This is a genomic window from Candidatus Poribacteria bacterium, assembly GCA_016866785.1.
GTDB lineage: Bacteria > Poribacteria > WGA-4E.
Genome location: VGLH01000083.1, coordinates 1 through 18,626, shown reverse-complemented (window position 1 = coordinate 18,626; position 18,626 = coordinate 1). Strand labels below are relative to the sequence as shown.

The following is an 18,626-nucleotide window of genomic DNA, read 5'->3' as shown; positions in this document are numbered from 1 at the left end:
TTGCCGAAGACGCCCGTCGGCGTCGCGCCGACCGTGTAGGCGGCGACGAGCTCCAGGATGTGAGTGCCTTGACCGGACAGGTTGAGCCGTGCGCTCGCCTCGACGAAGCGGAGCTCGCCGATGGCTCCGTCCTGAACGGCGCGCTGGAACTCGAGCGATCGTGGATGGAAGTGGAGTTGGTGGTTAACGCAGATCTTCGTGCGGGTCCGTGCGTCGAGCTCTCGGAGTTGCGCGTAGTCTTCGCCCTGGATGGCGATGGGTTTCTCGATGAGAATCGCTGGGACGCCATGATCGCTGGCAATGGTCAGCAGACTGACCCGCAACTGCGGCGGCGTCACGATGTGAAGAAGGTCCGGTTTCTCCTTGTCGAGCATCTCCTCGAAGCTCGTGTAGCGCGTCGAGACACCCCAGCGCTCGCCGAACGACGCCAGCCTGCCCTCGTCCATGTCGCAGATGGCGGCGAGCTTCCCGAGCCTGACGTGCCGGTAGGCGTCCGCGTGACCGTGGGCTCTGCCTCCGCATCCGAGAATGGCGCACTTGTGCATCGTCACATCTCCTACGATTCGGCGCGTGCGCGGGCAGCCTGCCAGGCGTCTGGATTGACGAGGAACGCCGGCTTTCTGCCCTCCATTCCGTCGGTCAGATTGCGCATGACGGCGGCGTTGACGGCGGCGATCGACTCCGCCGTCGAGAAGGCGATGTGCGGTGTCACGATGACATCGTCGCGCTGAAAGAGGGGGTTGTCGGGGTGAGGCGGCTCGACGGCGTGCGTGTCGAGCGCCGCTCCAGCGAGCCTGCCGGACTCGAGCGCGGCGAGGAGGGCGGCTTCATCGACGAGCCCGCCTCGCGCCGTGTTCACGAAGAACGCGCCGGGCTTCATCTTGGCGAACGCTTCGGCGTTCATCATCTTCGCGGTGGACGGATTCAGGTCGGCGTGAAGGCTGACGTAGTCCGACGCGGCGAGCAGATCGTCGAAGGACGTGAGCTCGACGCCCAGATTCCGAGCCGCCTCGGAGTTCGGGAAGGGGTCGAAGGCGCGAACCACCATGGGGAACCCGCTCGCGCGCCGCGCGACGGCTTGACCCGTGCTGCCGAAGCCGATGATTCCCAGCGATTTGCCCCAGACGGAGGCGCCGGAGAGCTCTTCCCAGCCGCCGCGCCGTACGAGCTTATCCGCCGCGACGATCTTGCGGGCGAGGGCGATCATCAACCCGATCGCGAGGTCGGCGACGGCGTCGCCCAGAAGTCCCGGCGTGTTCGTGACGAGGATGCCGAGGTCCGTCGCCGCCGAGACGTCGATGGCGTCGTAGCCAATGCCCCACCGCGAGATGACGCGCAACGCAAGGAAGCGGTCGAGAACCTTCCGAGTGAACTTGTCGGCGCCGGCGATGACGCCCCGGACTTGGGATACGTCCGTGCGGTCGATGAAGCCGAGGAACTCCGCCTCCGGCATCGGTCGGAAATGGGGGCTGTCGATGGGGTGGAGCCCCCGATCCAGTAGCGTCTGGCGCTCTTGGTGCGCGTGACGGCGGAACGCGAGCGCCGTGATCAGGACAGCGCTCATCGACGTGGGACCGCTGGCGATTCAGCCGCCGAACCTTCCGACGCCTCCGAGCGCGCGACGGCGCTACGAGGCTGGCGACGCTGCCTTCTCGATGTCTGCACGGTGACGCGCCTTCAGGGAGACGATCGGGATGTTGGCGATCAGCGCAGCACGGTCCTCGTCTCGCTGGAGCTCGACCTCGATACCTTCTTCGGATATGTGAAAATAGCGCTCGATGAGCTCGACCAGGTCCTCTCGGAGCGAGTCGAGGATTCCCGGATCGACGCCGGATCGGTCCTGGATGAGGATGAGCTGCAGTCGATTCCGAGCGACTTCCCTGCTGGGCGCTTGCCCCTGGAACCACCGCGCGATGCGCGCCAGGAAGTCGGACATGACCATGGAGACGTCCTTTCGTCGGCCGGCGTACCGGCTCAGCCCTGAGTTGCCTACGCACGCCCGACGAGCATCTTCCAAAACCGCGCCAGGGCGCTTTCGTTGCGGAACTCCGGAATCGGCACTTCCTCGCCGAGAAGCCGCCGGGAGATCCGCTGGTACGCGGTGGCAGCCGGACGAACGCCCTCGAGCGCCAAGGGGGTCCCCCGGTTGGTGGAGCCGACGACGCCCATGTCTTCGGGAATCACGCCGAGCAGCTTGATCGCAAGGATCTCCTGGATGTCGGTTCTCCCGAGCATCTCGCCGCGTTCGACCATCTGCTGCGCGAGACGGTTGATGATGTAGACCGGATCGGCAATGCCTCGCGACTGAACCAACCCGATGACGCGGTCCGCGTCGCGGATCGACGATACTTCGGGAGTGACGATGACGATGGCTTCTTGGGCTCCGGCGAGCGCGTTGTCGAACCCCTGCTCGATTCCCGCCGGGCAATCGATGAAGACGAAGTCGAACTCGTCGGCGAGCTGCTTGACGAGCTTCTGCATCTGCTCGGGGTGGATGTCGTTCTTGTTGCGGTTCTGCGCCGCCGCCAAGATCGACAGGTTTTCGCAGCGCTTATCGCGGATGAGAGCTTTCGAGAGGTCGCACTTGCCGTCCATCACATCCATCGACGTGAAGACGACGCGGCTCTCGAGACCCATCACCACGTCGAGGTTTCGCAGCCCGATGTCCGCGTCGACGATGGCGACTTTCTTGCCCATCAGTGCGAGAGATGTGCCCAGGTTGGCGACCGTCGTCGTCTTTCCGACGCCGCCCTTACCCGAAGTTACGACGATAGGACGTCCCATGGACCGAATGCCTCCTGAGGTTCCAGCTATGACTCACTCAATCCGGATGCCCCGGTAAACGGTCTAACGACGATCTGCCCTTGCTCGACGAGCGCCATTTCCGGGTGGAAACCGGCTGTCCGTCGCGTTCCCTCGGGAGACCTGGCGATGCAGTGCGCGATGCGGAGCTGCGTGGCAAGCAGATTCAGGGCGATGACGACGGCGTTCTCATCGCCCATGGCGCCGGCGTGCACGACGCCTCGCAGTGTGCCGAGCACGATGATATCACCGGATGCGATCACTTCGGCGCCCGGATTGACATCGCCGATGACGAGGATGTTGCCTTCCAGATATCGTTCCAGGGCTCCAGATCGGAGCGTGCTCCGGACGGTGACGGTATTCGCGTTGCGGCTCGGGGGTTCGTCCTCTTCCCCTCCACGGCGCACGAGGGTGGGGACGGCGCGGATGCGGAGGATTTCCGCAGCGTGCCGCGTCGTGTCGCTGCCGGCGATCAACTGGCTGATGGTCATGCCGTACTGTCGCTGGAAGAGCTTCTGCAGCGTGCGCAGGGCGTCATCGTCCAGCGTGCGCGTTCCGACCTCCAGCATGACTCCGGCACCTTTAATAAAGGAGCCGAGTACCTCCAACCGCGCCATGATGCGCTCAGCGAGCTCAGACTCAGGGATGGAGTCGTCGATCGTGATGTAGAGCCCGTTGCGATACCCGCGAACGGCGATGGGTTCCCGATCCTTCAAGGCTATGCGCCTCCTGGCGACGGTATCGGCAGCACGTAGGGCCCTTCCGGTATGGCGATGATCCGCGCCGTGGGCCCGTGGACGCTCAGGAGCTGGGAGATGCCGTCCTCCGGAGAGGATACCGGCTTGACGAAAAGCCGTTTGAGGTCCTGGTTGGCGATTCCCTCGGAGAACATGGAGATATCCGCCTTGCGCGTCGCTTTGGCGAGCTCTTCGAGCTGCCACTGGTCGACGACGAATCGGGTCGGATCGTAGAGCCCCTGGACGAACGCGTCGAGATCGCCCGTCTCAAGGGCGAGGCGAGTGAACGGCGGACTGCCGACGCCTTCGTCGCACAGCGCCATCAGCAGGATGCTCCCGCCCGGCTTGACGGCAGCTAGCGCTCCAACCGCGCCCTTGACCGCCTGGTAGAAGGTCTGGTCGAGCGGATAGCCAGCGCATGTCGTCACGACGATGTCCGCCGGTTCGACCGGAGCCGAGACGCGCTCGGCGACGAAGTCGCAGCCGCGTCGATGCGCGGTTTCCATATGGCCTGCGAACACGCCGATCAGCCGACGCTCCTCGTCGATTGCCACGTTGACGATGAAGTCCACGCCCGCGAGACGCGCGATGCGAGTCGCTTCGGCGTGGAACGGGTTGCCGTCGAGCACCCCGGCGGCGGCGTTCGGGTGTTCGAGGAGTTCGGGACCGTGCATCACCTTCATCGTCTCGATGGAGGCGAGCCCCGGGCAGATCGCCTTGCGTCCGCCGGAGTATCCCGCCATGAGATGCGGCTCGATGAGGGCGGTCGTTATCTTGAGGTCGGCGGCGCAATACCGTTCGTCGATGAGGACGGGAGTTCCGTTGGCGGTGCGTCCGAGGTCGCGGTGGCTCTCGAGGTCCATCGACATATGGTTTTCGACGCGGTACTTCGCCGCGATCTCCTGCCCGACCAGCTCGATGAGCTCGTCTCCCTCGTTGGGTCGATGGATGCCAGTCGCGATGAGGATGAGGATCGCCTCCCGCGCGATGCCGGCTCGTTCGAGCGTTTCGAGCATGGGGGGCAGAATCGTGCGGTTCGGCACGGGCCGAGTGATGTCCGAGATGACGATGCACGCATCTCGCCTGCCTTGGGCGAGCTGTGCGAGCGGCGGCGCGTCGATCGGATGGGCGAGCGCATCTCGTACGGCGGCGTCGGGATCGGTGAGCGGGACGCTCGGACGCATTCGGAGGACGGTCGTCCGGTCGTCCGGGAAGCGCACGAGCCGACCGTGCTTGCCGTAGCGCATCATGACGTCCACGAGGTCGGCTCCTCACGCGATGTCGATGGAGTGGCTGGGCGGGACGCCAGCCGTGACCCTACGGGGATTGGCGCGATGGAGATTATAGAGCGGCGGCAACGAGTGCGCAACAGGGATTCCCACCGGGTAGGCGGCGCGGTGCGCGATTGACCGGCATGCTCCGCGCGACTATACTGGGGTCGCACCGTCGGACGCCCGGAGGGCTCCGCCTATGGGAACGCCGCGCCTATCCGCCGACAGCGCATGCCTGCTCGTGATCGACATTCAGGAGCGGCTACTTCCCGTGATGGACGACGCGGACCGGATATGGCGGCGGATTCAGGTCGCCGTCCAAGCCGCGCGGGCGCTGTCGCTGCCGATCTTCGTGACGGAACAGTACCCGAAGGGACTGGGCGTCACCATCGCGCCGATCGTCGAGCAGCTCGGCGCGGACTACTTGCCGTTCGTCAAGACGACGTTCTCCGCGCTGGGGGCTCCCGGGTTGGTGGAACGGCTCCGCGCGTCCGAGGCGACGAGCGTCCTGGTGGTCGGCATCGAGTCGCATGTGTGCGTGGCGCAGTCGGTTCTCGACCTCATCGACGGCGGATGGAGCGCGTTCCCGTTGACGGACGCGATCTCGTCGCGCGACCCGGACGACCGGCGGATCGGGTTCGAGCGCATGTGGCGCAGCGGCGCGGTTCCCATGTCGCTCGAAATGGCGGTGTTCGAGCTGCTCGGCGACTCCCGTCATCCCGCGTTCCGTGAGCTCCAGTCGCTCATCAAATAAGCAGGACGGTTCCCTTGGATACCAACGAGTTTCCGGTATACCCGCGTGCGCGCTATCTGGACGGCACGGACATCGAGCTCCGCTCCGAGAGCATCGAGCGGGGCAGGATCCGTTCCGCGCTGTTCGACTTCGACGGAACCGTCTCGCTCATCCGCACGGGTTGGCAGGACATCATGGTTCCCATGATGGTCGAGTTCCTGCGCGAGTGCGGCACGGATGAGTCCGACGAGGACCTGCGCGGCGTTGTCGTCGAGTATGTGGACAAGCTGACGGGCAAGGAAACGCTCTACCAGATGATGCAGCTCGCCGACGAAGTGCGGACGCGGGGCGGATCGCCGCTGGAGCCGCTGGAATACAAGCGCATCTACAATGACCGGCTGATGGAGCGGATCGCGTCGCGCCGCGACGGGCTGCGAAGCGGATCGCTGCGCCCCGACGACCTGATGATGCCGCGCACGGTGGCGCTGCTGGACGCGCTCCGCGAGCGAGGCGTTGCGCTATATCTCGCGAGCGGCACGGACATCGGGTACGTGCTCGAGGAAGCGGACTTGCTGGGCGTGACCCAGTACTTCGACGGCGGCGTCTACGCGGCGCTGGACCGCGTCGAGGACTTCTCGAAGGCGATGGTCATCCAGCAGATACTGCGAGAGCACAAGCTGTCAGGACCCGAGCTGCTCGCGTTCGGCGACGGCTACGTCGAGATCCTCAACACGGTCGAGGTCGGCGGGATCGCGGTCGGCGTGGCGTCGGACGAGGTCGCCCGCGAGGGTGTCAACGAGTGGAAGCGGAACCGCCTCATCCAAGCCGGGGCTGCGGTCGTCGTGCCCGGGTATGAGCATCTCGAACGCCTGCTGGCGTATCTGTTCGACGAGGAGGGTCTGTGATGCCCTACCCGCAGTTCGACCGGTCGCGCCTGATCGTCAAGCCGCTGGCGGAGCGGGAACACGATCTCCACGCATCGTCCATCCTGCCACTGGACCCGGACATCGAGCCGCTGGACGCCGCGTCGATGGGCAAGCTGGATCGCGTCGGAGCCCAGATGGTGAGGGCGCGTCGCGACGGTTCCGCCGTCGTGCTGATGATGGGAGCCCACGTCCTCCGCGCTGGGGTGCAGCGCTACCTCATCGACCTGATGCAGAAGGGACTCATCTCACATGTTGCGATGAACGGCGCGGGACCCATCCACGACTTCGAGTTCGCACTGATCGGGGCGACGACCGAGAGCGTCGCCCGTTACATCCGCACGGGCGAGTTCGGCCTGTGGACCGAGACGGGTCGGCTCAACGACATCATCGCGCAAGCTGCCCGCGAAGGCATCGGGCTGGGCGAATCCGTCGGGCGCGAGATCGAGGAGGCGGACGGCTATCCGCACAAGGGGCTGAGCGTCCTCGCGGCGGCGTACCGCTTCGGCGTGCCGGCGACGGTTCACGTCGGCATCGGCTACGACATCATCCACGAGCACCCCAACGCCGATGGCGCGGCGCTCGGAGCGGCTTCGTACACGGACTTTCTCGTGATCGCCAAGTCCATCGAGAACCTCGAAGGCGGCGTCCTGCTCAACTTCGGCTCCGCCGTCATGGGACCCGAGGTCTACCTGAAGGCGCTCGCGATGGCGCGGAACGTCGCGCGTCAGGGCGGACGGACGATCTCCGATATCACGACCCTCGTGTGCGACTATGTGCCGCTGGGCGACGACACGAGCGCCGAAGCCCCCAAGACCGACCCGCACTACTACTTCCGCCCCTGGAAGACGATCCTCGTCCGCACCGTCGCCGACGGCGGCGAGGGCTTCTACGTCCAAGGCGACCACCGCCGGACGTTCCCCAACCTCTACGCCCGGACGATGGCGCACTACCACGCCGACGCGTAGCTCCTTCGGCGCGCCGGTCCCCTACTGGTCAGTTACTTTGGAGACTTCGTCTTCCCCCCTACCTCGATCCTCCCCCACGCTTCGCGGGGGGAGGAGGCTATGTCCCTCCCCCTTGTATGGGGGAGGGTCAGGGTGGGGGTTGGACACACCGACGATTCGCTGTCACTGACCACGACTACCTGCCTGGCATTGGTGCTGACCTGTCCGCATCCTGCCTGCAGGTTTATTTCGGATTTCGACATCTTCGCGCGTCTTACTGTACGAAGACAGTGAGGCGAGCTCCTGACGTGTACCCAGAACTGGTACGCGAGGGCGGGGGTATGCCGATTCTTCGGACTCCTAACCAATCCAAAAGAGTTCGAAGATACACGTGACAGTGATGCTTGCACGCACTAACCTGCTCCAGAATCCGATACCCGCAGGTCGGAGCAGTCGAAGGAACGGACAGACGACCTTGTGTCGTCTTGGGCGTTCGTTCACGCGCGCGATGGTTCCCGCTTCAGGCGGCTCGATGGAGAGGAGGCGCCCGCTATCGTCGCCCAGTCCCATGACGGGAGCGCCTTCGAGGCGCCCCGCAGACGACCTCACTCCCTGCTACGCGACCTGTGAAGGAGAATCGGAGAATGAGTCTCGGAAGAAACAAACGCGCCCTGATCGCGCTCGTGTGCGTGATGTTCGGCGCGACCCTCGCCGCGAACGCCACGCTTGGACCGGACTCCCTCAACCCCGACGCCGTAGTGTCTTCGGCGTTGGTTCAGGTGGATGATACGATCTACCTGAGCATCGTAGCGCCGACGACAACGACCGGAGAAGGGATCACGTCCTACCAGTTCGACCTTACCTACGTACCCGCAGCTGTAACCTTCGTAGGCGCGGTGACCGATGGAACGTTGCCTGCTGCCGTGTCACCTGATCCCTGGGCAACGCCGACGCTCAACGATGTATCTGGCACGATCCATGTTGCTGCGGCTGGTGCATACCCACTCGATGGCACCGGCACTGTCGCGTCGGTCGACTCAGCCACGACGCCGGGCGAGGTTGTCGTCACCATGACACACGCGACCGGCTTCTCCGGCGACGGCGATCTGGTCTACATCGACTTCGTGGTCGATCCTGCCGCCGATGCGGGTACGTTGGCATTCGGGCTCGGTTCAGGACCCTACACGCTCGACTCCGTCGTGCTGGCGTCGGCGAACGATCCCACGACCCAAGCACACGACCCCGAGCCCACTCTAACGACGGTCGAGGTTGAGCCGCTCCTGTTCACCATCACCGCTGACGACCTCGTCCCTGATCCCACCGACGTCGTGACGTTCACGGTCACGATCAATGACACCGAGGGCACGATCACAGACCAGGGTATCAAGGACGTGTCGCTGACCGTCACGTTCGAGGACCCGGCGATGGCGTATGTCGCCGACAGCGCCACTCTCGTGCCTGATGTGACCCCCGGGGGTTCCTGGACGCCAGTAGTCACGCCCACGTCGGGCCAGGTCGTGTTCCTCATCTCGAGTTCTGCCGACGTCCTCACCGGGACGGGCGCCTCAACGCTGCTGACGTTCCAGCTTGCAGCAGGCATCCGTGGCGATGTCCTTCACGGCAATGATCCTGCCGTTACCATGACCGTGCTGGAGGTGAAGGACAACATCACGGGCAGCTACGTGTCGAAGACGCCTCCTGCCCTCGCGGCTGCGCTGGAGCAGAAGGACCTTGGCTACGGCGATGTCTCGGGCGACGGCACCGTGGGCGGTACGGACGCCTCGGACGTACTCCAGTACGTCGTGCTGCTGAGGTCGAAGTTCGACGTCGAAACCGGCGCTGACGGTGCGACAACGTATGGGTCGGTCACAACTCCCACGAAGCCGTGGTGGTCGGATCGCGTTCTGAGCAACGCGGAAGCCATCGACATCGCCGATGTCACGAACAACGCCGCGATCAGCGCATTTGATGCGTCCAAGATGCTCCAGTTCGGCGTCGGTCTCATCACTGACTTCGATGCTGGTGTCGGTCCCGGCGCACCGACGGCGACGCCGGAGATGTTCGAACCGCGTCTGATCGCCTCCTCGGACGTGCTCCGTCCGGGTCAGGAGATGACGCTCAAGCTCGCCGTGGACGGCAAGTCGGACGTGTACGCGGGCGAGGTGGTCGTCGAATACGATCCGGCGATGCTCCGGGTCGTGTCGGTGACGTCTCCCGCTGGCGACGCCATCGAGGCGCTCAGCGCGCGGAAGCTGGAAGACGGCAAGATCGCCATCGCGGTCGCCAGCGTGACGTCGATGGACGCCGGACGTCTCCTCGAAGTGACGTTCGAGCCGGCCGACGGCGCCGCCAAGCGCGCGATCGGCGAGGTGCGCGTGTCGAAGCTGGGCGTCAATGAATCGAAGCTCGCGGCGTTGAGCCAGCGGTTCACGTACCAGGCGTACGAGTTCCGCCTGCTGCCCAACTACCCCAACCCGTTCAACCCGGAGACGTGGATCCCGTTCGAGCTCGACCAGTCGAGCAAGGTGACCATCAACATCTATGACGTTGGCGGGAAGCTCGTGCGCAAGCTCGATCTGGGTCACCGCGAACAGGGCATGTACGTCGACAAGGCGACGTCCGCGCACTGGGACGGGCGCAACGCCCTCGGCGAAGTGGTCGCCTCCGGCGTGTATCGGTATGGAATCCGGACGGACAGCGCGTCCGCGATTAGGCGAATGGTCATCCGCAAGTAGGCGGGTCCAGCCGGTAACTCCGGCGATCTGCGGGTGGTCCCGCCGTGGGGGCGCTGTCGTTCGCGGCAGCGCTCCCTGTACCGCCCGTAGCTCGACGGAAGGGCTTACCGATGGCTCATCGATTCGGACGACTGTTCGTCGTGTGCGCATGTGTCATAGCATGGACGTCGGCGGCGCAAGCCGTCGACGTCCGCTTACCTGAGATACCGGCGGACCCGGCGAAGCCGCTCGTGGTTCCCATCACAGTAGACGACGTGACGGGCCTCAACCTGAAGGGCGTTGACATCGTCCTGCGCTTCTCGCCGGAAGTGCTGACGGCGACGGGCATCGAGACGAGGGGCACGTTGACGGACGGCTGGCTCGCCGCCCACTTGGTCCAGGATGGCGAGCTCCGCATCTCGATGGCGACAGCAAGAGCGACGACGGGAAAAGGCGTCCTGCTGAACGCGACTTTCACTGTAAACCCCAAGGCGACGGGAGAGACGAGCATCACGTTCGGCAAGCTGATGTTCAACGAGAACCGCATCCCGACGACGCCCTATCCGGGCAAGGTGACGATCACGGGCATCCTCGACCCGACGGGCGACGGCGTCGTGGACCTCAAGGACGTGATGCGAATCGCCGAGTTCTTCGGAAGCAGCGATCCGGCGGCGGATCTGAACCATGACGGCGTCGTGGATATCGTGATGGTGGCGCGGCAGTTCGGAAGGAAGGCGTTCCGCGCAGCCCCCCGCCTCTGGCGCTAGTGATCTGTGACGGCTCGAAGAACCCCCCTTCTCGATCCTCCCCCACGCTTCGCGGAGGGAGGAGGGTTCATCCCCTCCCCTTTGAATGGGGGAGGGTTAGGGTGGGGTCGGATACGCCAGAGCTTCATCGTCACTGACCCTAGTCGCCCGGAGCTCGTTGCCGACTCGGATCCAGCCCGTCGGAATCATCGCATGACACGCGCTTCGACTCGCACCCGCAGGCGCTGTACGACGCGAGGAGACAGGCGATGCGACGGACTCCTCTTGGGGCCCTCCTACTGCTGGCGGCGCTCGCTCCGTGGTTCACCGCGACTGCCGCAACGGTCAGCGCCCCGGACATCCAGATGGAGCAGGGCGCTCAGGCGCGTTTCGTCGTCGGCATCGACGACGCGGCGGGGCTGTCGATCACCGCCCTGGACATCGTCCTGGCATATGACGCGCGACTGGTCGTAGCCGAATTGGTTGACACGAGCGGTGCGGTCGGCTCCGGTTGGCTGGCGGCGTACAACCTCCTTCCCGGCGAGATTCTGATCAGCATCGCCGGCGCGAGACCGATCGCGCGGAACGGGCCCCTGTTTTCCGTCTGGTTCACGGCGACGAAGGAACGGCTGGGGACGAGCCCGGTCACGTTCACGCGCGTTCGGATCAACGAAGGGCTGGTCGATCACACGATCCGGAACGGCAGCATCGAGGTCATTCCGCCCGCGCCGGTGCCGATCTCGCAGTCGAACGTCCCCGTCGCCGAGGGCGCGTCGGTCAACGTGAACCTGTCCGCCGTGGACACGACGGGCAATCCGCTGACCTACACCCTGGTCGAGTCGCCGATCCACGGAATCCTGAGCGGCGCGCCGCCGAACCTTGTCTACAGGGCGAACCGTCAGCCGACGGTTGGGTTCCAGGGCGCCGACCGGCTCCGGTTCACGGTCAACAACACGCTGCGCACCAGCGAACCCGCCGAAGTGACGTTCGCCATCTCGCCGATCAACGATCCGCCTGTTGCGGCTGATGCCTCTGCGACGACTGTCGAGGAGAGCTCTGTCCGCATCACGCTGAGCGCGACGGACGCCGACGGCGACGTCCTTACGTTCACCGTGATCGTTCCGCCTGCCCACGGCGCGCTGACCGGTTCGGCTCCCGACCTTACGTACGCGCCCGCCACGGACTACGCCGGAACCGACGAGTTCCGCTACGTCGCCAACGACGGGGTCGCGGACAGCGCCGGAGCCGTCGTCCGCGTCACGATTACGCCGGTGAATGACGCGCCGACGTTCGACAAGATCGCCGACGTTTCGATTCCGTCCGACGGCGAAGAGCACACGATCACGGTGACGGGCGTTTCTCCCGGCGGCGGCGAGGATGAGGCGAGCCAGACGGTCACGCTGACCGCCACGAGCGCGGACCCGGCGCGTCTGCCGAATCCGACGGTCGCTGGCTCCGGTGCTTCTCGGACCTTGACGCTGACGCCGGTTGTGGGCGCGTCCGGGGATGTCGTCGTGACGGTCGTCTGCCGGGACAGCGGCTCCGACACCGCGCCGAGTGAGAACACGACATCGCAGACCTTCCGCGTGACGCTGACGCCGCCGCTGACCGCGTTCTCGTCGGCGACGGTGGTTCCCAACACGGCGCGCAAGGCGGGGACGCAGATCGTTGTGACGGCGCAGGTTCGGTATGCGGCGTCGGTGACGTTCAGCGTCCGTGGCGCGCCGAACGACCAGAACGTCGCGATGTCACGGGAAGGGGCGGCGGCTCCCCGGACGTTCGAGCGTTGGCGCGGGACTTACACGGTCGCCGAGAAGGACCCAGTCGTCATCCTCGCGCCGGTCGTCGTCACGGCGAAGAGCGCCGTCGGGGTCACGTCGGAGCAGACCGCCGAGGGTACGGTGATATTCCGACCGGTCACGCCGAAGTTCCAGGTCGCGGCTCTTCCACCGGTGGTCAAGGACGGCGACACGATCCGCCTGTCGGTGTCCGGCGAAGCGGGTGCGACCGTCACAGCGGATGTGACGTCGATCCAGCCGGGGGCAGCGACGATTGCGCTCGCGTCGTCCGGAGCGACTTCGTATGCGGGAACCTTCGTTGTGCCGGCGCGCCTCACCGTCGAGGACGGCGACAAGCTCGTCCGGTTCACGATCACGGATCGGACGGGCGTGGTCGTAACGGATGCCGCCGCCGTGCGTCTGGACACGGGCTCCGCAGCGATGGCTGAAAGGGCGCGCGTTCTGGCGGAGACGCTCGCAGGTCTCAGGAGTGAAGCCGGTTCCCTCACCGTGACGCGACTGCCGCTCGCCGAATCTGCGGTCACGCGGGCGCAGGAGGCGCTCGCATCCGGTGATCTGTCCACAGCCCGGACGGAGATTGCCGCGGCGAACGACCTGCTCCGATCGGCGCGGTCGGAGCTCAACGCACTCCGGGACATCGACAATGCTGTGGCGGCTCTTGCTCGACTCCAGGAGCAGGCTGGAACCGTTGGCGTTATGCTGACAGATGCCCAGCTCAGCGGCTACAACGCCGCCATCGGACGCGCAAAAACCGCTCTGTCTGCCGGATCCTACGGCGATGCGTCCGCCGCTGCCCGCGATGCGATGGCTGCTCTGGACGCCTTGCGCGCGACCCTCGACCTGACGCCCTCGGCGGAGGAGATCGAGGAACAGGTCATCCGGAAAGCCGAGACGCTCGCCAGCACGATGGCTCAGGTGTCGCTCGACGTTGCGTGGGCGGCGGAATCGGGCGACGCGCGAGCCCTCGCCGCGGCGATGGCGGACATGGAGCGCGTCGCGGACGAAGCGAGAAGAGCCCGGGAAGCTGGAGGGGCTTCCTCTGCGGCGGTCCGTGAGCTCGTCGCGAGCACGGTCGCGACTTCCCGAGCGGTCGCCGATGCTGCCGAAACGATTGCGCAAAACGCCGCCGCACGGACGGAGTCCGCGCGACCCGTGTTTGCCTCGCAGGACCTGTCCAGCCGCCGAGCAGCCGAATCCGTGCTCGCCGAAGGGGAACAGGCATCGCTGGCGGCCGCCCGAGCTGCGCTATCTGCCGCTGAGAACGCCCGACTGCTCGCCGAAATCGCCGAATCGACCAGGGATCCCAACGCATCCGAGCTCCGGCGCCAAGCTACCGAAGCTCAGACTCGCGCGGTGGTCGGAACCGTCACGTCGCTGTCGGTCTCGGCAGAGGCAGCGTCGCTTGTGACACGTACGGATGCCCTCGACGTCAAGAAGAAGGCGGCGGATGCCAAGGAGAAGCCCATCGGCGAGGCGCAGGCGTTGGCGCGCGCTGCCAGCCGCATCACGACGCTCGCGAAGGAGCGCGCGGATAGGGCTACTACCGACGCCAAGAAGGCGGACAGCGACGCCTCGGATTCTACGGAGCGCGCCAAGTCCATCGCCGCCGCCGCCATGGAGTTCGCCGGGCTCGCGAGCGAGGCAGCCGCAGAGGTGCTGGCTGCCGCGAAGCAGGCTGGGAAGCGCGCCTGCGACCTGGACGACGACGGCAAGAACGACATCAGCGATCTGACGCGCATCGCGGAGACGTTCGGCGAGCCCTCGGCGGACGTCATGGACATCAACGGAGACGGGTCTGTCGATATCCTGGATCTTGTGGTCGCTGCGCTGGCGTTCTCGGAAGCCGGCGTGCTCATCCCGGTGGGCACGCCCTCGGCGCCGCACCGACAACAGAGCGACCGGATTCAGGTGCGTCTCGCATCGCTGAACGATGGTCGGAGCGCGCTCGTGCTCAGCGGCGTCGGGCTGGGCTCGATGGTGGGAGCCCAGGTATCGGTGTACTCGATGGGCGGGTCAACGCTACCCGCGGTCATTCGCCCAGGTCGAGTGTGGTCGGAGGATGGCGGCACGTTCTTCTCCACATCGCTTCCCAGCGAATCGGGAAGCGCCGGCATGGCGATCGTGCGGCTCTCTGCCCCGACGAGTGATGGCGACGGCGTGCTTGCCACGATCGAGCTCGTGCATGAGACGGTCCTGCGGCACTCAGCCGTGCGTGTCCGCGTGTCGGTCATCAATGCGCAGGGCATTCGGGAGGATGTCGATATGCCAGTGGTGCTTTCCGCGGGAGGGTCCTCGCAGAGCGCGGTCGATGCGCTCCGTAACTTCCCGGACCCCTTCAATGCCGAGACGTGGATTCCGTTCGCCCTGGATCGAGCGGCGGACGTATCCGTCCACATCTACGACATGGCGGGAAGGCTGGTTCGCCGCCTCGCTCTCGGCGCGCGGGAGCCCGGCATCTACGCGACCAAGGCGCTCGCCGCCTACTGGGACGGCGAGAGCGATCGGGGCGAGCCGGTCGCGTCGGGTCCTTACTACTATGAGGTGCGCGTCGGCAGCCGCGTGACGACCGGCAAGATGGTCGTCGCCAAGTGAGTTGCCTATGGCGCATTTCAGCGCCGACGCTCAGACTTACGCACGCGCGGCCTGCACGCCGCCCGCCCCGTCGAACGCCAGGCTCCATCTCCTGTCGCCGTCCGACACGCCTAGCTGCATCCCGTCCAGCACAGGCTTCGGCGGATCGGCGTCTGATGTGCCGCCGACGCGCAGAACGGCGGTCACGCGCCACGACTTGACGGGATGCAACGTCTCGAAGGAGAGGACGCGGTTGAGCCGCGTCACCGGCGAATCGACGCGGTCGTGGTAGCGCGTTGTCCGCTCGGAGATGCTGACCCGATAGCCGTCGCCACGCCCCAGACGCTCGAACCCCAGGATGTCCACCGTCAGCCGCGCGGCTCCGTTGACGACGCGCCAGCGCGTGTCCTGAACGTCCACTTCGCCCTCGGGGTGGAGCAACCACTGGAACTGCGCGGGCTCCGCACTGGCGATGTCGTCCCGGATGACGACGATATCGGGCTTGACGTACGCGACGATTCGCACGAACCGCGATAGCCTCCCGCCGTATGCCCCAGCCCCATCGACGATGTAGACGTCGGTGTCGGCATCGGACCGTGCGAGCGTCAGCGTTCCTGCACAGTCCGTCGCGTACGTTTGTCCGAACCCGTTGACCAGCAGCGTGTTGTGGCCGATGGTCGCGTTCGCCTCATAATCCCAGCGAGGTCCACGCCCGTTGAAGAAGAACTCGCCGTGGTCGTAGGGCCAGACGCCGGCATCGCCGATCAAGCGCGCGCCCCGGCTGACGAGCCAGATCGTCCCGATGTCCAGATGGGCGTGGTTCACCGTCGTGCGACCCGCATGCACCCCGACGAACGTCGCGGACGGTTCCCAACCGCTGCGAGACGTTCCCGTGTCGATGTCGGGGAAGAGATGGGTCGTCGGGAGCTCTGCCGGGGGAACCGGTTCCAGGGACGGATCGGAGAAGAGGAACCCCTCGACGCCGGACGGAACACCCGCGAGCTGCGCGACCCACTGGTAAGCGGGGTTCCGGTACTCGGCGGCCAGCAGAGCGCAGAGCCACGAAGTGGGCGCTTGGGGACGGCAGTCCTCGTAGCCGAAGCAGGTTCCGTCCGGCGTGCTGATGTAGAGCGCGTAGTCGCCGGTGACGCGCATGTATGGATGTTCGAACAGGTCGACAGCGCCCCGAGTGCAGGCTTTGAGGCTCCGGGCGAACCAGGCAGCCATGCCGACGCCGTATCCCCAGTAACCGACGCCTTCCGTATGCGAACCGTCGTCGCCTTCCGTGTTCAGGACGACGTTGACGCCCTCGATGGAGAGCGACAGGACGTCGTGCAGGTTCGGCACGTACTCGGCGACGGCGAGCGCCGCGACGCCCATCTCGCCGCAGATGACGCTGCGCCAGTTGTGCGTCGACTTGGACCACCATTCGGATTCCGCCGCGCCGATCTCGTGATAGAGCGCGACCCGGGCAGCGAGTTCGCGGCGCACTCTCTGGCGCTGCTCCTCGGTCCATGTGTGACCTGCCCAGTCGAGGACGCACGCGAGCGTCGCGCACATCCCCGCGTAGCCAAGATCGACTCGGAGCGGCAGGTGGGCGTCCATGACCCAGTTGAGCGCGATGGGCTCCTCTCCGAGAGTCGCTTCGACGTACCGCCACAGGTCACGGCACAGGTCGTCGCGTTCATCGACGAGTCCGACGAGCGCCATCGTCTTGGCGCGTCCTAGAGCCGAGCGAAGCGCGAGCGCAGGATCGTTGTGCGTCGGGATGTCGGCGGTGCGGTCGGACTCGGCGGAACGGCGTAGAGCGTCCCACTGCGCGGCGTAGTCGTCTCGCTTCGCACGGAGAGACCGAGGACCCGACTCGTCGAAGAAGAGGCGCGGCGTCCGAGGCGACGGACCGTACCACGCGCGAAGGGCGCGCAACCATCCGTCGAGTTGGGAACGCAGTTTGTGGGACATGGGTCGGCTCCTGACGACGGCGGGAATGCCGTCGAAGATTGTGATGAACCGGACGCTGTCGGTTCTTGGTGTCTTCATCGGATCGTGCTGGGTGCAGCGGTGTTACGGGCAAGATAGTCGACAGCGGGCGCGATGTGAACTACCCATTCGGACAGCCGGCGTGAACCCGGTGAACGCGTGTCCGAGGACGTCCTCGGTCGTGCGGTAGCTGAGGTTCCCGACATACAAACGACAACCCATGCCTGGGCGCTTCTTCTAACGTGTCCGTGCAAGAGATGTTCGCAAGAGTCCTCCAGCGCAACGACGCGCCAGCGGGACCCGCGCAACCGAGCGAGCCGTGCCCCGCGCGGAAACCAATCACGGTCAGGAGGTAGGACAGTAGAAGGGACATTCAAGCGTCGTTCGTCGGCACGTCCAGGTAGGAAGTGGCTTCCTGGGGAAGGAGCCAACCGAGCCGTGGGTCATTCGGACAGGTTCGCCAGCCATGGGGGGCGACCGTCCGAGCCAGACCGGAGTGTCCGAGACGCGAAACCGGAGCCGAGGCTTCTGAGCAAGTACTTACCGATCCAGAACCGCCGAAGCGCCCCCCGCGAGCGCCCGAAGGCTCCCCGGAGACGATGGGTTCGATCAGTCACGGCGACGTGCCACCGACGGTTCGGCGCGAAGCCTTACAGGTCGGCGACATCCCAAGTATGCGTTGCGTTTTGCGACTCGTGAAGGGCTCTTCTCACACACGCCGCCGATTCAGTCGCCTTCATTCCAAACCCGCCCGATGGCCGCCTCGATTTTCTTCTCCATCCGCGCGATCAGTTCGCGGTTGGAGGCGACGAGGACTTGCTCCGCTTCGATTTCGGCGACGATGGCTTCTTGAGTGTCGAGGGGCGGCAGCGGAACCTCTAGACCGGCAAACGAACTCCACCCGACTCTCGGTAACTGCGCGCCCTTCAACTGTCCCAGAACGGCGTCGTTGAAGGAACTGCTGCGAAAAACGTACGCGTACACCGCGGGAACTACTCGATCCGTTTTGGCGCGGATCACGAAAATATCGGTGGAGCAAATGCCGTTTCGGTCCGCTAACCAAACCTTGTTCAAATTGGGGCGCAGCTTGCCGTACAGGATGTCGCCCGGACCGAATACGTTCTTCAGACTCTTGATCTGTGACGGATCATCACTCGTTACTTCGCCCGTAATCTCGCCCGTGTTTTGCGTGATGTTTTCAAGCCCAATGTATGTGATTGGTCCTTCCAACGATTCCGGCAAGACGGTTTCGTCAGATTTTCGGAAGATATCCCCGACGGGAACGAAGGGCCAATCGAGATCAATCGGAATGTGCGGGCGGTAGTTCTCTACGACAGCGCGCGCCCCGTCAATGACCTTCTGATAGCCCTCGATCTCCGCGACGATCTCCTTCTGCGCCTCCA

The 18,626-nt window shown here is 65.4% G+C and carries 14 protein-coding genes; 6 read left to right on the top strand and 8 right to left on the bottom strand.

Annotated elements, in window-relative coordinates; translation table 11 throughout:
- The 6 genes from FJZ36_12530 to larA all read right to left on the bottom strand — a co-directional run.
- A partial coding sequence (locus tag FJZ36_12530; GenBank protein MBM3215729.1) for a Gfo/Idh/MocA family oxidoreductase occupies positions 1 to 545 on the bottom strand: 545 nt, incomplete at its 3' end.
- Positions 546 to 556: 11 nt separating this feature from the next.
- Complete coding sequence (locus FJZ36_12525; GenBank protein MBM3215728.1) at positions 557 to 1,564, bottom strand: hypothetical protein; 1,008 nt, start codon at positions 1,562 to 1,564, stop codon at positions 557 to 559.
- Between the two features lie 63 nt (positions 1,565 to 1,627).
- On the bottom strand, positions 1,628 to 1,936 hold the full coding sequence (minE, locus tag FJZ36_12520) for a cell division topological specificity factor MinE (protein MBM3215727.1): 309 nt from the start codon (positions 1,934 to 1,936) through the stop codon (positions 1,628 to 1,630).
- 53 nt (positions 1,937 to 1,989) lie between these two features.
- Positions 1,990 to 2,784, bottom strand: coding sequence for a septum site-determining protein MinD (minD, locus tag FJZ36_12515; protein ID MBM3215726.1), 795 nt, complete (start codon positions 2,782 to 2,784; stop codon positions 1,990 to 1,992).
- A 26-nt stretch (positions 2,785 to 2,810) separates the two neighbouring features.
- Entirely contained in the window at positions 2,811 to 3,518 is a 708-nt protein-coding gene (gene minC / locus FJZ36_12510; GenBank protein MBM3215725.1) for a septum site-determining protein MinC, read from the bottom strand.
- 2 nt (positions 3,519 to 3,520) lie between these two features.
- Positions 3,521 to 4,798, bottom strand: a complete 1,278-nt coding sequence (larA, locus tag FJZ36_12505; protein ID MBM3215724.1) for a nickel-dependent lactate racemase — start codon at positions 4,796 to 4,798, stop codon at positions 3,521 to 3,523.
- A gap of 211 nt (positions 4,799 to 5,009) precedes the next feature.
- Between larA and FJZ36_12500 the strand changes: the two genes are divergently transcribed.
- From FJZ36_12500 to FJZ36_12475, 6 genes are all read left to right on the top strand, one after another.
- Positions 5,010 to 5,564: an isochorismatase family protein gene (locus tag FJZ36_12500; protein ID MBM3215723.1), complete on the top strand. Its 555-nt coding sequence runs from the start codon at positions 5,010 to 5,012 to the stop codon at positions 5,562 to 5,564.
- A gap of 92 nt (positions 5,565 to 5,656) precedes the next feature.
- Positions 5,657 to 6,448: an HAD family hydrolase gene (locus FJZ36_12495; GenBank protein MBM3215722.1), complete on the top strand. Its 792-nt coding sequence runs from the start codon at positions 5,657 to 5,659 to the stop codon at positions 6,446 to 6,448.
- Complete coding sequence (locus FJZ36_12490; GenBank protein ID MBM3215721.1) at positions 6,448 to 7,434, top strand: hypothetical protein; 987 nt, start codon at positions 6,448 to 6,450, stop codon at positions 7,432 to 7,434. Before FJZ36_12495 ends, FJZ36_12490 begins: the two co-directional genes overlap by 1 nt.
- Positions 7,435 to 8,057: 623 nt before the next feature.
- On the top strand, positions 8,058 to 10,148 hold the full coding sequence (locus FJZ36_12485; GenBank protein ID MBM3215720.1) for a hypothetical protein: 2,091 nt from the start codon (positions 8,058 to 8,060) through the stop codon (positions 10,146 to 10,148).
- A 110-nt stretch (positions 10,149 to 10,258) separates the two neighbouring features.
- On the top strand, positions 10,259 to 10,894 hold the full coding sequence (locus tag FJZ36_12480) for a hypothetical protein (GenBank protein MBM3215719.1): 636 nt from the start codon (positions 10,259 to 10,261) through the stop codon (positions 10,892 to 10,894).
- A 248-nt stretch (positions 10,895 to 11,142) separates the two neighbouring features.
- Positions 11,143 to 15,264, top strand: a complete 4,122-nt coding sequence (locus FJZ36_12475) for a hypothetical protein (protein MBM3215718.1) — start codon at positions 11,143 to 11,145, stop codon at positions 15,262 to 15,264.
- Positions 15,265 to 15,300: 36 nt separating this feature from the next.
- On the opposite strand, the gene FJZ36_12470 is transcribed toward FJZ36_12475, so the two are convergent.
- Complete coding sequence (locus FJZ36_12470; GenBank protein ID MBM3215717.1) at positions 15,301 to 17,283, bottom strand: hypothetical protein; 1,983 nt, start codon at positions 17,281 to 17,283, stop codon at positions 15,301 to 15,303.
- 666 nt (positions 17,284 to 17,949) lie between these two features.
- The coding region (locus tag FJZ36_12465; protein MBM3215716.1) for a restriction endonuclease subunit M at positions 17,950 to 18,626 on the bottom strand (677 nt) is incomplete at its 5' end.